At 46.7% G+C, this 14,392-nt stretch carries 13 protein-coding genes; 9 read left to right on the top strand and 4 right to left on the bottom strand.

Annotated features, from left to right (window positions below; all coding sequences use genetic code 11):
• Position 1: 1 nt before the first annotated feature.
• The 3 genes from ACVC9U_RS11175 (at position 2) to ade (ending at position 3,911) form a co-directional block, all read left to right on the top strand.
• Positions 2-1,339, top strand: a complete 1,338-nt coding sequence (locus ACVC9U_RS11175; RefSeq protein WP_075753031.1) for an ATP-binding protein — start codon at positions 2-4, stop codon at positions 1,337-1,339.
• Between the two features lie 63 nt (positions 1,340-1,402).
• Positions 1,403-2,065 carry a potassium channel family protein gene (locus ACVC9U_RS11170; RefSeq protein WP_020451237.1) on the top strand — a complete coding sequence of 221 codons (663 nt, stop codon included), beginning with the start codon at positions 1,403-1,405 and terminating at the stop codon, positions 2,063-2,065.
• Positions 2,066-2,192: 127 nt separating this feature from the next.
• Positions 2,193-3,911, top strand: a complete 1,719-nt coding sequence (gene ade, locus ACVC9U_RS11165) for an adenine deaminase (RefSeq protein ID WP_075753458.1) — start codon at positions 2,193-2,195, stop codon at positions 3,909-3,911.
• A gap of 256 nt (positions 3,912-4,167) precedes the next feature.
• Here the strand turns inward: ade and rnjA are convergent, their stop codons facing one another.
• Together rnjA and ACVC9U_RS11155 are read right to left on the bottom strand one after the other, a co-directional pair.
• A complete protein-coding gene (gene rnjA / locus ACVC9U_RS11160; RefSeq protein WP_065644050.1) occupies positions 4,168-5,835 on the bottom strand; it encodes a ribonuclease J1 in 1,668 nt (555 codons plus the stop codon).
• A gap of 4 nt (positions 5,836-5,839) precedes the next feature.
• Positions 5,840-6,049: a DNA-dependent RNA polymerase subunit epsilon gene (locus ACVC9U_RS11155; protein ID WP_020451240.1), complete on the bottom strand. Its 210-nt coding sequence runs from the start codon at positions 6,047-6,049 to the stop codon at positions 5,840-5,842.
• A gap of 397 nt (positions 6,050-6,446) precedes the next feature.
• Between ACVC9U_RS11155 and ACVC9U_RS11150 the strand changes: the two genes are divergently transcribed.
• Positions 6,447-7,223, top strand: a complete 777-nt coding sequence (locus ACVC9U_RS11150; RefSeq protein ID WP_075753029.1) for a Cof-type HAD-IIB family hydrolase — start codon at positions 6,447-6,449, stop codon at positions 7,221-7,223.
• A gap of 36 nt (positions 7,224-7,259) precedes the next feature.
• Here ACVC9U_RS11150 and def read toward each other — a convergent pair whose 3' ends face one another.
• Both def and ACVC9U_RS11140 read right to left on the bottom strand, forming a co-directional pair.
• A complete protein-coding gene (gene def / locus ACVC9U_RS11145; RefSeq protein WP_075753456.1) occupies positions 7,260-7,814 on the bottom strand; it encodes a peptide deformylase in 555 nt (184 codons plus the stop codon).
• A gap of 121 nt (positions 7,815-7,935) precedes the next feature.
• A complete protein-coding gene (locus tag ACVC9U_RS11140) occupies positions 7,936-8,061 on the bottom strand; it encodes a YjcZ family sporulation protein (RefSeq protein ID WP_075753027.1) in 126 nt (41 codons plus the stop codon).
• Positions 8,062-8,319: 258 nt separating this feature from the next.
• Between ACVC9U_RS11140 and ACVC9U_RS11135 the strand changes: the two genes are divergently transcribed.
• The 5 genes from ACVC9U_RS11135 to lpdA all read left to right on the top strand — a co-directional run bounded on the left by ACVC9U_RS11135 (position 8,320) and on the right by lpdA (position 14,351).
• The gene (locus tag ACVC9U_RS11135; protein WP_075753025.1) at positions 8,320-8,988 is read left to right on the top strand and encodes a YkyA family protein; all 669 of its coding nucleotides are present in this window, start codon (positions 8,320-8,322) and stop codon (positions 8,986-8,988) included.
• 397 nt (positions 8,989-9,385) lie between these two features.
• Positions 9,386-10,501 carry a pyruvate dehydrogenase (acetyl-transferring) E1 component subunit alpha gene (gene pdhA, locus ACVC9U_RS11130; RefSeq protein ID WP_075753024.1) on the top strand — a complete coding sequence of 372 codons (1,116 nt, stop codon included), beginning with the start codon at positions 9,386-9,388 and terminating at the stop codon, positions 10,499-10,501.
• Positions 10,502-10,504: 3 nt separating this feature from the next.
• Positions 10,505-11,482: a pyruvate dehydrogenase complex E1 component subunit beta gene (gene pdhB, locus ACVC9U_RS11125; protein WP_020451245.1), complete on the top strand. Its 978-nt coding sequence runs from the start codon at positions 10,505-10,507 to the stop codon at positions 11,480-11,482.
• A gap of 159 nt (positions 11,483-11,641) precedes the next feature.
• Complete coding sequence (locus tag ACVC9U_RS11120; protein WP_075753023.1) at positions 11,642-12,934, top strand: dihydrolipoamide acetyltransferase family protein; 1,293 nt, start codon at positions 11,642-11,644, stop codon at positions 12,932-12,934.
• 4 nt (positions 12,935-12,938) lie between these two features.
• Positions 12,939-14,351: a dihydrolipoyl dehydrogenase gene (lpdA, locus tag ACVC9U_RS11115; protein WP_441390867.1), complete on the top strand. Its 1,413-nt coding sequence runs from the start codon at positions 12,939-12,941 to the stop codon at positions 14,349-14,351.
• Positions 14,352-14,392 lie beyond the last annotated feature (41 nt).

The following is a 14,392-nucleotide window of genomic DNA, read 5'->3' as shown; positions in this document are numbered from 1 at the left end:
TATGAGAAGATATCAAGGACGAATCATTGCAACCGTGCTGGCAATGACTTTTATCATGTTTTGGAATTTTTTATTCTATGGGGTGTTGGGAAATAAAATCAATTGGACGGTTGATCTGCTGTTTACGCTGGTGACATTAATCAGCGTTTGGTGGCTCACGCTTTATATCGATGAGTCAAATCAGCTTGTCTATAAACTGAAGGAAAGCGAAAAGAAATATAAAGAGCTTTCCTCAGAAACCAACCGCATCATGGATAACCTTCAGGAAATCGTCTTTCAGACGGACCGGATAGGATACATTACATTTTTGAATCAGGCGTGGACAACGTTGACCGGATACAGTGTCGAAGAGAGCCTTGGAACGATGTACAACGATTATTTTGACCATGAAGAACGGATCTCGAATCACCTGATCGCCCAGCTGAAGAACAAGGAGCCTGAAGGCAGGATCGAGGTGCTCTACCATCGCAAAGACGGGAGCAAGTTCTGGGGCGAAGTTCACTATAAACTTTATTATAAAAACGGTCAATTTACGGGCAGCTTGGGGACGCTGACTGATGTGACAGAACGGAAAAAAGCGGAGATGGAACTGTTCAAGTCGAATCAGCGGCTCGCCATGCAGTCTCAGAAGCTGGCGATGGCCGGGCAGCTCGCCGCGGGGATCGCTCACGAAGTCAGGAATCCGCTGACATCGGTAAACGGATTTTTGCAGCTAATGAAAGCGGAATATCCCGACCGGAAAGATTACTTTGACATTATTTTCTCAGAGATTAAACGAATCGATTCTGTGCTCGGCGAACTGCTTGTTCTGGCCAAACCGCACCAGGTTCAATTTAAAAAGATCAACATCAATTCGGTTCTTCAGCAGGTTGCAACGCTTCTTGAGACCAACGCCGTGCTTTCCCACATTAAGATCGAAAAAGCGTTTCAGCACGGGGAGGAGTGGGAAATAAACGGTGATGAAAATCAAATCAAACAGGTATTCATCAATTTAATAAAAAACGGGATAGAAGCGATGCCTGACGGCGGAAAAATCACGATCTCCTCGGAGGTTGAAGGTGACTATGTGAAAATCAGCATCAAAGACGAAGGCGGCGGCATTTCCCAAGCCGATTTGGCAAAGCTCGGGGAGCCTTTCTTTTCAACGAAAGAAGAAGGGACGGGGCTTGGGCTGACGATTTGCCTGAATATTATCGGCGCCCACAACGGAGAAATGAAAATCGACAGCGAATTGGGCGAGGGAAGCACATTCCACATCCTGCTTCCGATCGACAAAGGGGCGGCATCCGAAGAGAACGATATTCAGCAAGGATGCTGCAGCTGCGCAACGATAAAATAAAAGAGGAAAAATTCCACTTCATATGATAGAATTTGTTCAGATTGACCCATGGAGGAATTACCGATGAAAAAAGAATTTGCAGTAATTGGACTCGGCCGGTTCGGCGGCAGCATTTGTAAAGCATTGAGTGAAGAAGGGCTTGAGGTAATGGCGATCGACAGAGATGAAGATCGCGTAAACGAATACGCAAAAATTGCATCACATGCTGTAATAGGAGACACTACAGACGAATCAGTGCTGAAAAACCTTGGGCTGCGCAATTTTGACCACGTCATTGTAGCGATCGGGGAGAACATCCAAGCGAGCATTTTGACAACGCTGATTTTGAAAGAGCTTGGTGTGAAAATGATTACTGTCAAAGCTCAAAACGATTATCACGAAAAAGTATTATCCAAAATCGGAGCGGACCGGATCGTTCATCCGGAGCGTGAAATGGGAAAAAGAATCGCCCACAACATCGTCTCCAACAATGTGCTTGATTATCTTGAACTTTCTGATGAACACAGCCTTGTCGAAATCGCAGCGAACGGAAAACTGGCCGGAAATACGCTGCTTGACCTTGATATCCGGGCCAGATACGGAATTAATATTGTCGCGATCAAGCGGGGGAAAGAAGTCATCGTATCTCCGCTTGCCACCGAAGAGATTCAAAAAGACGATATTTTAATCGTCATCGGCTCAAATCCTGACATCGAGAGATTTGAAAAAAAAGTCTTTCAACATTAAAATGCCATCGATCAGCCGCGGGAACCCCACAGCCCGCGGTTTTTTTGATCTTTTCATTGACTGTTTCAAACGATTCGGCTACGATATTGAACCATATCCATATAAAAAAGAGAGGGGACATATATCTTTGGACAAAGAGATGTTCATTCACCGGCTTGGCGCCGCCAGTCATCGCAAAAAAGCGGATACTGTAATTAAAAACGGAAAGATCATGGATGTTTTTAATCAGGAATGGTTGAAGACAGACATAGCTATCACAGACGGGGCCATCGTCGGTTTGGGCGATTATGAGGGGGAGAATACCATTGACGCAGAAGGACAAATGATCGTTCCTGGCTTTATCGACGGTCATGTCCACATTGAGTCTTCAATGGTGACGCCGCCCGAATTTGCCAAAGCGGTGATTCCCCACGGTGTGACAACCGTTGTCACCGATCCCCATGAAATCGCGAATGTCTCAGGAGTGAGAGGGCTTGAGTTCATGTTGGAGCAGGCTAAGATGACCAGGCTGAATATTCGTTTTATGCTCCCTTCTTGTGTGCCTGCGGCACCATTTGAAAAATCGGGTGCGGTTTTGAACGCTGCGGATTTACATCCTTTTTACAGCCGCGAAGAGGTGCTCGGGCTTGCGGAAGTGATGGACTATGTGGCGGTTGAAGCGGGAGAGCCGGATATGGTGCAAAAACTCATGGATGCCCATAAAGCGGACAAGCGGATCGACGGACATCTGGCCGGCTTGTCAGCCGGGTTCGTCAATGTCTACAGAGCGGCGGGCGTGCTGACAGACCATGAGGTCACAACACCTGAAGAGGCGCTTGAACGGGTCAGAAGAGGAATGTACGTCATGCTGAGAGAAGGCTCTGCGGCAAAGAATACACGTCATGTTCTGCCTGCGGTTAATGAGAAAAATGCGAGACGCTTCTTTTTCTGTACGGATGATAAGCATTTGGATGAACTGGTCGATGAAGGAAGCATTAACCATCAGGTCAAGCTTGCCATTCAAGAGGGACTTGACCCGTTTCTCGCATATCAAATGGGCAGTCTCAATGCAGCGGAATGCTTCGGGTTAAAGACGAAGGGAGCGGTCGCCCCGGGTTATGACGCAGACCTCCTTTTCATCAGCGATTTTGAGAACGTCAGCATTTCAAAGACGATGATCAACGGCGTGATCTGGAGCGGGGCAGAACAAAGCGAATGGACGGGCGGCAAAGCGGCAGCCGCTCTGCTCCAATCTGTCCATCTCCCTGATTTACATGCGAATGACCTGGAAATTCCGATCGTTCAAGGGAATGAAATCAGGGTCATTGACATTATCCCCAATCAGCTTGCAACAAAGCTGTCCCTGACCAAGCCGAAAAGCGGCGCTTTTCAGCCGGATCTGGAAAGCGATCTGTTGAAAATTGCAGTGATTGAGCGCCATCGCGGCGTTAAAGGAATCGGACTCGGCGTTGTCAGGGGATTCGGTTTAAAAGAAGGCGCCATCGCGACAACGATTTCTCATGATTCCCACAATTTAATCGCTGTCGGTACAAATGATCAAGACATCTTAAAAGCGGTTGAACGTCTCGGAGAAATCGGGGGCGGCCTCACCATTGTAAAAGGAGGGAAGGAGCTTCAATCCGTCGCTCTGCCGATTGCCGGCCTCTTGTCGGACAAACCGCTTGAGACGGTAAATGAAAGCTTAAAATCTCTTCATGCAGCATTAACGGAGACGGGATTTTCAGGAGCGTTTAATCCTTTTCTGACGCTTTCTTTTTTAGCGCTTCCTGTTATTCCCGACATTAAAATGACGACGGAAGGCTTGTTTGATGTTAAAGCGTTCAGGCATATCCCGATTCAACCATAAAAAAACGGATGCACACCGGTGCATCCGTTTCAGCGTGTCGAGAAACCCTCGCATTCGTTGTCAGGCCTGCGCGTCGGTGCTCACGAATTCCAACATTCGCTCCGCTCCGATGCTCGGCCTTCCTAGACTGCAAGGGTTTTCAATCACGCTGAGCTTAAAGGATAACAAAATCCCAAAACTAGAAGTCGTTTTGGGATTTTGTCAACAATCTAAAACGGATGCACACCTGTGCATCCGTTTTTTGCTAAAGCCGCGATTAGACTTCCATAATAATCGGAAGGATCATCGGCCGGCGTTTTGTTTTTTCATAGAGGAACGGAGCAAGCGTGTCTGTGATCTCGTTCTTAATTTCAGACCACTGCGTCGTTTTGCGCTCCATCACTTTTTTAAGGTGTCCTGCGATCAGATCCTGGGCGTCGTTGATTAAATCACCGGACTCTCTCATGTAAACAAACCCTCTGGAAATTAAGTCAGGTCCTGCGGACACTTTGAACTCTTTCATGTTGATGCTGACAACGACAATGACAAGCCCTTCTTCAGAAAGAATCCGGCGGTCGCGAAGCACGATGTTCCCGATGTCGCCGATGCCGCTTCCGTCAATATAGACATTGCCTGACGGGATTTTACCTGCGACTGAGGCTTCTTCGCTAGTCAAAGCAAGTACTTCGCCGTTGTCCATAATAAAGCAGTTTTCCTCAGGAATTCCGCAGTCTGTCGCCAGTTTGACGTGCATTTTCTGCATTCTGTATTCACCGTGAATCGGCATGAAAAACTTTGGCTTGATGAGGCGGAGCATCAGCTTCTGCTCTTCCTGGCCGCCATGTCCTGATGTATGAATGTTAGTCACAGCACCGTGGATGACATCGGCACCCGCCCGGTAAAGCTGGTTAATTGTGCGACTGACGCTGATTGTATTGCCCGGGATCGGAGATGATGAAAATACGACCGTATCCCCGGGATTGATGGAGATTTGCCGATGTGTGCCGTTAGCAATTCGAGATAGCGCAGCCATCGGTTCACCTTGGCTTCCGGTACAGAGAATCGTCACTTTGCCGGCAGGAAGCCTGTTGATTTCATTCGCTTCAACAAACGTATTTTTCGGACACTTAATATACCCGAGCGTTTGGCCGATTTCAATCGCCGACTCCATGCTTCGTCCAAATACGGCAACCTTCCGCCCGTTTGCAACAGCTGCTTCGATCACCTGCTGCAGGCGGTGGATGTTTGACGCGAAGGTTGCGAAGATGATCCGTCCTTCGACTTTTCGGAAAATATCATCAATGCTTTCTCCGACTTTGCGCTCTGACATCGTGAAATCAGGGATTTCACTGTTGGTGCTGTCAGAAAGCAGGCAAAGCACGCCTTCTTTTCCGATTTCGGCCATCTTGGTCAAGTTGGCGGGTTCGCCTACCGGTGTAAAATCGAATTTAAAGTCACCGGTATGTACGATGTTTCCTTGCGGTGTTTTTACGACAATCCCGTATGAGTCCGGAATGCTGTGGGTCGTCCTGAAAAAAGAAACCGACGTTTTTCTGAATTTGACGATATCGTCTTCTTCAATGATATGAAGTTTTGTTTGACGCAGCAGACCGTGCTCTTCAAGCTTCTTTCTGAGAAGGCCGATGGCGAGCTGCCCGCCGTAAACGGGAATGTTCACCTGTTTGAGCAGGTACGGTATTCCGCCGATATGGTCTTCGTGGCCGTGCGTAATAAAAAGACCTTTGATTTTTTCTTCGTTTTTGACTAAATAAGTGTAGTCGGGGATGACATAGTCGATTCCGAGAAGCTCGTCTTCCGGAAACTTAATCCCCGCATCAATGAGCACGATCTCGTCCTGGAACTGGACCCCGTACGTGTTTTTGCCGATTTCCCCAAGTCCTCCAAGGGCAAATACAGCCGTTTGATCATTTTTAACAAATTTCATGCATTCATAACTCCAATACTTTAAAATTTTCGCTTTGCTTTTCATATTCTAAAAAAGCGTCTTCAACTTGCTGTATAAACTCAATATTGTAGTTGTATTGTTTTAATTTAGATCTGACTTCACGTTCAGATTGAGCTTCCACAAAAATTGAATCTGTTTTTTCACGAACAGGTACTTCGTCATTGCTTGCTTGATAAAATACCTTATAGATCATCCAAATCTCTCCTTAACTGCCGATTGTTAGACTCATCTTTCTATTATATTCGAAATTGCCTCATAAGAAAAGCGCTTGAGAAAAAAAGGACCCTTCCACACGAGTGAGGTCCTTTTAGGCAATCGACTTTCTGCGCATCATGCCATTCAGCTGTTTTTTTAATTTTTTCCGCAGTCGGCGTAGCATACGGATTCCTCCTTTCTCTGACTTGTCCGGTCACTACCGTATCTCTTTAGTTCTATTATATGATGAATCCGTCTATTGTTACATGGATATTATTGGCATGTTGATTTTGTTTTGATTTTGGAGTGAAAAGGTTTTCTCGCGTACGCAGTTTTTGTATGATGGTACAGGAGAACCATCAATCATACTAGCTAAGGGAGAAGGATTCACTGCCATGGATAAAAAGCTGATTTTCTTTGATATCGACGGAACGATTTATGATCATGATAAACGTATTCCAGACACCGCGAAACAGGCTGTCTCCGATTTGAAAGCGCACGGCCATCATGTTTTCATCGCATCAGGCCGGGCGCCGTTTATGGTCAGGCCTGTGCTTGAAGAACTGGACATCGATTCTTTTGTCTCTTATAACGGACAATATGTCGTTTTTGAAGGAGAGGTCATTTATAAAAACCCCATTGCCGAACAGTCACTGGAAGCGCTGCTTGCCCATTCGGACAGCTGCGGCCACCCCCTCGTCTTCATGGGAGAAGAGGGAATGCGCTCTACAACTGCCGGCCATCCGTTCGTCCATGAAGGGATCGGCAGCTTAAAAGTCAATCCGCCGGAAGAGGATCGCGCCTATTTTAAAGGCAGGGACATTTTTCAGGTCCTCTTGTTCTGTACGCAAGACGAGGAAGAGCGGTACAGCCGGTTTCAGGAGTTTGATCTCGTCCGCTGGCACGAGCGCTCTACAGATGTGCTGCCTTCTGGCGGTTCGAAAGCGGAAGGAATCAAAAAAGTCATTGAAAAGCTTCCGTTCGACAGAGAGGATACTTACGCGTTCGGAGACGGTCTGAACGACCTCGAGATGATCGAGTTTGCGGGAACCGGAGTGGCGATGGGCAACGCTGTGCCCGAGCTGAAAAAAATAGCCGACTTTGTCACAAAGCCCGTCGATGAAGACGGCATTCAATACGCGGTAGAAGCCCTCGGGCTTTTGAAACCATAAAAAAACGGATCATGTCTGATCCGTTTTTTTGTGGCATTATCTGCCGACAGGCGTTGCGTTTTCGGGTTGTTTCAGCGGGTTTTCTTTGTCGATATGATCGTAAAACATAACGCCGTTTAAATGATCGATTTCATGCTGGAATACGATTGCCGGGAATCCTTTTAAGCGGATGTCGACGTTTTCGCCATCAAGTGTCGTTCCTTTGACACGGATCCGTTCATAGCGCGGAACATATCCGGGAATCGGTTCGTCGACGGACAGGCAGCCCTCGCCGCTTGTCAAATAGCATTTTTGAACAGAGTGGCTGACGATCTTCGGATTGAAAAGCGCATAGCTGTAAAGTGTCCCGTCTTCATTTTCGGCATGAACAGCGATCATTCGTTTATTGATATTAATTTGCGGAGCGGCTAGGCCGACACCAGGACGAAGGTTGTACTTTTGAGCGATTTCAGGGTCCTGGCTGTTTTTGACAAACTCGATCATGTCGCTCAGCTGTTTGATTTCTTCTTCGCTAGCCGGCAATTGAACTTCTTCGGCGACGGTTCTTAAAGCGGGGTGTCCGTCGCGGACAATGTTTTCCATTGTGATCAACATCTTCACTCCCAACGATTCATTATGTAAAGTATAGCGGATCTTGCTCTTTTCGCGCAATCTCTGTGCATGATAAAAATGACCAGCCAAAGGAGGCTGGTCATGACGGATTCATCAGGGGCTAGCAGCCTAAATAAGCGGCCCCTACAATAATCAGCAAAATAAAGAGAACGACGATCAAAGCGAATGTGCGGCCGTAGCCATAACCGCCGCCGTACCCGTATCCAGGGCAGCAATAACCGTACATATGAAGACCTCCTCCGTTATTTTACGCACAGCCTTTTCTTTTTGGTAGGCATGGCGTCTAATATAAATTATGTAAAAGTCCAACGGTTGTATAGTCGAATGCCCAACTTTAAGGAATTTTCCCTAAATGTTTTGGTCTAAAAGCGAAGGCGGCGGCATACCGATCTGATATCGGCTTGTCCATACGCTTTAGACTTCTGTTGTCAAACAAACGAATTCATTTTATAGTGGAATTTGTCGAGATTGGGGGAAGTTCAGAGTGAAATTTTCAAACATGCGGGTGCCGGCAGGCATCGTTGTTCTTTTCACGGCAGCATTTGTATTATCGGGCTGTCTCTGGAAAGATCCTGTCGAGTCTTTTCACGGCTCGCTGGAGAAGATCGTGGAATTGGAAGAGCCTTTTAAACGAGAGCAGGGTTCCCTTAAAAGTCTGGAAAAAGCCGAATCTAAGCTTTACGAGGAGATGATCAGGCTCAATATGGATGATTTTGACCGGATCGCTGCGCTCTCCGACAAAGCGCTGAAGACAGCCGGAAACCGTGAGAAGCACTTGAATTCTGAGAAAGAAAGCATAGACGAAGCAAAACAGGAGTTTGAAGCGAACAAAGCGTCGGCGGAAAAAATCGATGATCAGAAGGTCAGGAAAAAAGCTGAGAACGCTGCTTCTTTTATGGAAAAGCGCTACAAAGCCTACGACTCGCTTTATGACGCCTATCAGAACGCAATCGGCCTTGACAAAGAGCTGTACAAGCTGCTCAAAAACAAAGGTCTTGAACTGGATGACCTTGAGGCGCAGCTGAAAAAAATCAATCAATCGTATGACAAAGTGCTGAAAGAAAGCAAACATTTCAATGAGTATACAAAGGATTACAACAAAGCCAGAAAAGATTTTTACAAGGCTGCGGGGTTTGAGATGAAAGAGGGCTGAATATTCAGCCCTCTTTTTTCGACAAAATCTGTATTGCTATTGTAATACAGAATACTATCTATACTAGAACAGTTTGAAACAGTCTGGACAACGCTGAAACAGAAATTCAGTAAAGCGAATACATTTATTGAATTTCAGGAATGAAATCGATTGACGAGCATGATCGACTGGTGTAAACTTAGCCTTGGTGGAACTTGTTGTATTAGTTTGTCATAAACTATAAATGATACAGTTTTAGAACGCGTTGTGCTGTCCTTACATAAAAGTTTCGACAACCATCAAAGCGGCTAATAAGAAATAAATATGAGTTGCGCCCGTCAATTTAGGACACCCTAATTCTGTATGTATAAGGGATACACGTCTATGACTGTCAAAAGAAAGGAAGAGGTGACTTTATATGGCTGCAAAAACGAAAAAAGCAATCGTTGATAGCAAAAAGCAATTCGATGCCATTAAAAAGCAGTTCGAAACGTTTCAAATTTTGAATGAAGAAGGCGAAGTCGTTAATGAAGCGGCAATGCCTGATCTATCTGATGATCAATTAAAAGAATTAATGCGCCGCATGGTGTATACACGCATTTTGGATCAGCGTTCTATTTCTTTGAACAGACAAGGCCGCCTTGGCTTCTACGCGCCGACTGCCGGTCAGGAAGCGTCTCAAATTGCCACGCATTTCGCGCTTGAAAAAGAAGACTTCGTTCTTCCAGGCTACCGTGATGTTCCGCAGCTGATCTGGCACGGACTTCCGCTTTATCAAGCATTCTTGTTCTCTCGCGGACATTTCCGCGGCAACCAAATGCCGGATGATGTCAATGCGCTGTCACCGCAAATTATTATCGGTGCGCAATACATCCAGACGGCTGGCGTTGCACTCGGCTTGAAAAAACGCGGCAAACAGGCTGTGGCGATCACTTATACTGGAGACGGCGGTGCTTCCCAAGGTGACTTCTACGAAGGAATCAACTTTGCCGGTGCGTATAAAGCTCCAGCTATTTTCGTTGTTCAAAACAACCGCTATGCGATTTCTACACCTGTTGAGAAGCAATCAGCAGCTCAAACAATCGCACAAAAAGCTGCGGCTGCAGGTATCGTCGGCGTTCAAGTAGACGGCATGGATGCACTTGCTGTATACGCTGCGACACGCGAAGCACGCGAGCGCGCTGTAAACGGCGAAGGCCCTACCCTGATCGAAACGCTTTGCTTCCGTTACGGTCCTCATACTATGGCCGGTGACGACCCGACGAAATACCGTACGAAAGAAATCGAGAATGAGTGGGAGCAGAAAGATCCGCTTGTCCGTTTCCGCAAATTCTTGGAAAACAAAGGACTTTGGTCTGAAGAAGAAGAAAACAAGGTAATTGAAGAAGCGAAAGAAGAAATCAAGCAGGCGATCAAAAAAGCTGACGAAGAGCCGAAGCAAAAAGTGACCGACCTGATCGACATCATGTATGAAGAGCTTCCTTACAACCTTGCAGAACAAAAGGAAATTTATAAAGAGAAGGAGTCGAAGTAAGCCATGGCGCAAATGACAATGATTCAAGCAATCACTGATGCGTTACGCACAGAACTGAAAAATGACGAAAATGTCTTAGTTTTCGGAGAAGACGTCGGTGTTAACGGCGGCGTGTTCCGTGCGACTGAAGGATTGCAAAAAGAGTTTGGTGAGGATCGCGTATTTGACACTCCTCTTGCTGAATCTGGTATCGGCGGCCTTGCACTCGGCTTAGGCTTACAAGGCTTCCGTCCTGTAATGGAAATTCAATTTTTCGGCTTTGTGTACGAAGTGATGGACTCAGTTTCCGGACAAATGGCACGGATGCGCTACCGTTCCGGCGGCCGCTGGACTTCACCAGTGACAATCCGCTCTCCGTTCGGCGGCGGTGTTCATACGCCTGAACTTCACGCGGACAGCTTGGAAGGACTCGTTGCACAGCAGCCTGGACTTAAAGTCGTCATTCCTTCAACTCCGTACGATGCTAAAGGACTTTTAATCTCCGCGATCCGCGATAATGATCCGGTTGTCTTCCTTGAGCACATGAAACTTTACCGTTCATTCCGTCAGGAAGTTCCTGAAGAGGAATACACAATTGAAATCGGCAAAGCCGATGTAAAACGCGAAGGAACAGACCTTTCCATCATCACATACGGAGCGATGGTTCACGAGTCATTAAAAGCTGCGGAAGAGCTTGAAAAAGAAGGCGTATCTGCTGAGGTTGTCGACCTTCGCACAGTCAGCCCGCTTGACATCGACACGATCATCGCATCTGTGGAAAAAACAGGCCGCGCGATCGTCGTTCAAGAGGCGCAAAAACAGGCTGGAGTGGCTGCAAACGTTGTTGCCGAAATCAACGACCGCGCGATTTTGAGCCTCGAAGCTCCGGTGCTTCGCGTCACTGCTCCTGATACTGTATTCGCATTCTCTCAAGCTGAAAGCGTATGGCTTCCGAACCATAAAGACGTGCTTGAAACCGCGAAAAAAGTTTTGGAATTTTAATTAGAACTGAACAATAAGGGAAAAGCTGATATCAGCCTTTTTCCCTTCATGCATTTCCACAGTCAGTCGGAGAAACTGTAGCCGTCTACTGACAGTCAGCCTAAACAAACAGGCTGACCACTATATCAACTACGTAATAATCTTAGGAGGTCGAAAACTGTGGCATTTGAATTTAAACTTCCGGATATCGGGGAAGGAATCCACGAAGGCGAAATCGTGAAATGGTTCGTCAAGCCAAACGACGAGGTAAACGAAGACGACGTTTTGGCAGAGGTCCAAAACGATAAAGCAGTTGTAGAAATTCCTTCACCTGTTAAAGGAAAAGTATTAGAATTAAAAGTTGAAGAGGGAACAGTCGCAACCGTTGGGCAGACAATCATCACATTTGATGCACCAGGTTACGAATATCTTCAATTCAAAGGCGACGAATCAGGCGAAGCGAAAGCGGAAGAAGCTGACAAACAAGAAACTGATGCACCAGCAGAAGCAGCGGAAGCAAACGAGCAAGCGGATGCAGATCCGAATAAGCGCGTTATTGCAATGCCATCTGTACGCAAGTATGCCCGCGAAAAAGGCGTTGATATCGTGAATGTTTCAGGTTCCGGCAAAAACGGCCGCGTTCTGAAAGAAGATATCGACAGCTTCTTAAACGGAGGAACTGCCGGAAACGCTCAGGCTGCTCAAGCTGAAGAAAAAGCAGAGCCTGCTGCACAAAAACCTGCAGCGGCGGTTCAAGTGCCTGAAGGCGAATTCCCTGAAACACGCGAGAAAATGAGCGGAATCCGCAAAGCCATCGCAAAAGCTATGGTCAACTCAAAACATACCGCTCCACACGTTACACTTATGGACGAAGTCGATGTGACAAACCTTGTCGCTCACCGCAAGCAGTTTAAACAAGTTGCGGCTGATCAAGGAATTAAGCTGACTTACCTGCCTTACGTGGTAAAAGCTTTAACATCAGCTCTGAAAAAATATCCAGTCCTGAATACATCAATTGACGACAATACAGATGAAGTGATTCAGAAGCATTACTACAACATCGGTATTGCGGCAGACACTGACAAAGGCCTGCTTGTGCCGGTCGTTAAAAATGCGGACCGCAAAGCTGTTTTTGAGATTTCAAACGAAATCAACGAACTTGCGACAAAAGCACGCGAAGGCAAACTTGCTCCTGCTGAAATGAAAGGCGCTTCTTGCACAATTACGAATATCGGCTCTGCCGGCGGTCAATGGTTCACACCGGTTATCAACCATCCGGAAGTTGCGATCCTTGGAATCGGCCGCATCGCTGAGAAAGCTGTCGTTCGTGACGGCGAAATCGTCGCTGCACCTGTTCTGGCTCTTTCTCTAAGCTTCGACCACCGTATGATCGACGGCGCAACTGCACAAAACGCATTAAATCACATCAAGCGTTTGCTGAACGATCCACAATTAATTTTAATGGAGGCGTAATGTAATGGTAGTAGGAGATTTCCCTATTGAAACAGATACTCTTGTCATTGGTGCGGGACCTGGCGGCTATGTAGCTGCCATCCGCGCTGCTCAGCTTGGACAAAAAGTAACAATCGTTGAAAAAGGCAATCTTGGAGGCGTATGTCTGAATGTCGGATGTATCCCTTCAAAAGCGCTGATCAATGCAGGCCACCGCTATGAGAATGCAAAGCATTCTGAAGAGATGGGGATCACTGCTGAAAACGTAAAAGTTGACTTTACAAAAGTTCAAGAATGGAAAGCCTCTGTCGTTAATAAGCTTACCGGCGGTGTTGAAGGCCTTCTGAAAGGTAACAAAGTCGACATCGTAAAAGGCGAAGCGTACTTTGTAGACAGCAATTCTGTACGCGTGATGGATGAGAATTCAGCTCAGACTTACACGTTCAAAAATGCGATCATTGCAACAGGTTCTCGCCCTATCGAATTGCCAAACTTCAAATATAGCGACCGCGTACTGAATTCAACAGGCGCGCTTGCACTGAAAGAAATTCCTAAGAAGCTCGTTGTCATCGGCGGCGGCTACATCGGAACTGAGCTCGGTACTGCATATGCAAACTTCGGCACTGAAGTTGTCATTCTTGAAGGCGGAGAAGAAATCCTTCCAGGCTTTGAGAAGCAAATGAGCTCTCTTGTCAAACGCAACCTGAAGAAAAAAGGCAACGTTGAAATCCATACAAAAGCTATGGCTAAAGGCGTAGAAGAAAAAGCTGACGGCATAACCGTTACGTTCGAAGTGAAAGGCGAAGAGCAAACGATCGATGCGGACTACGTACTTGTCACTGTCGGCCGCGTTGCAAACACGGACGAGCTCGGACTTGAACAAGTAGGCGTTGAAATGACGGACCGCGGCATCATCAAAACGGACAAACAATGCCGTACAAACATTCCGAACATCTATGCGATCGGTGACATCATCGAAGGTCCTCCGCTTGCACATAAAGCTTCTTATGAAGGTAAAATCGCTGCTGAAGCGATTGCCGGAGAAGCAGCGGAAATCGATTATCTCGGAATTCCTGCGGTCGTCTTCTCTGAGCCTGAACTTGCATCTGTGGGTTACACTGAAGCACAGGCTAAAGAAGAAGGTCTTGCAGTGACTGCAGCCAAATTCCCGTTTGCTGCAAACGGACGTGCGCTGTCATTAAACGAAACTGATGGTTTCCTTAAACTTGTAACACGCAAAGAAGACGGCTTAGTCATCGGTGCACAAATTGCCGGAGCAAGCGCTTCTGACATGATTTCTGAGCTGAGCTTGGCAATCGAAGCAGGCATGACTGCTGAAGATATCGCCATGACAATCCATGCTCACCCTACATTGGGAGAAATCACAATGGAAGCTGCAGAAGTTGCCATTGGCATGCCGATTCACGTTGTAAAATAATTAAAAGAAAAACCCCCAGCAGGGGGTTTTTTTATGTATTC

This window comes from Bacillus sp. GM2, assembly GCF_056155945.1.
Note: the sequence above shows the minus strand (reverse complement) of the source record. Positions and strands in the feature narration are given on the sequence as shown.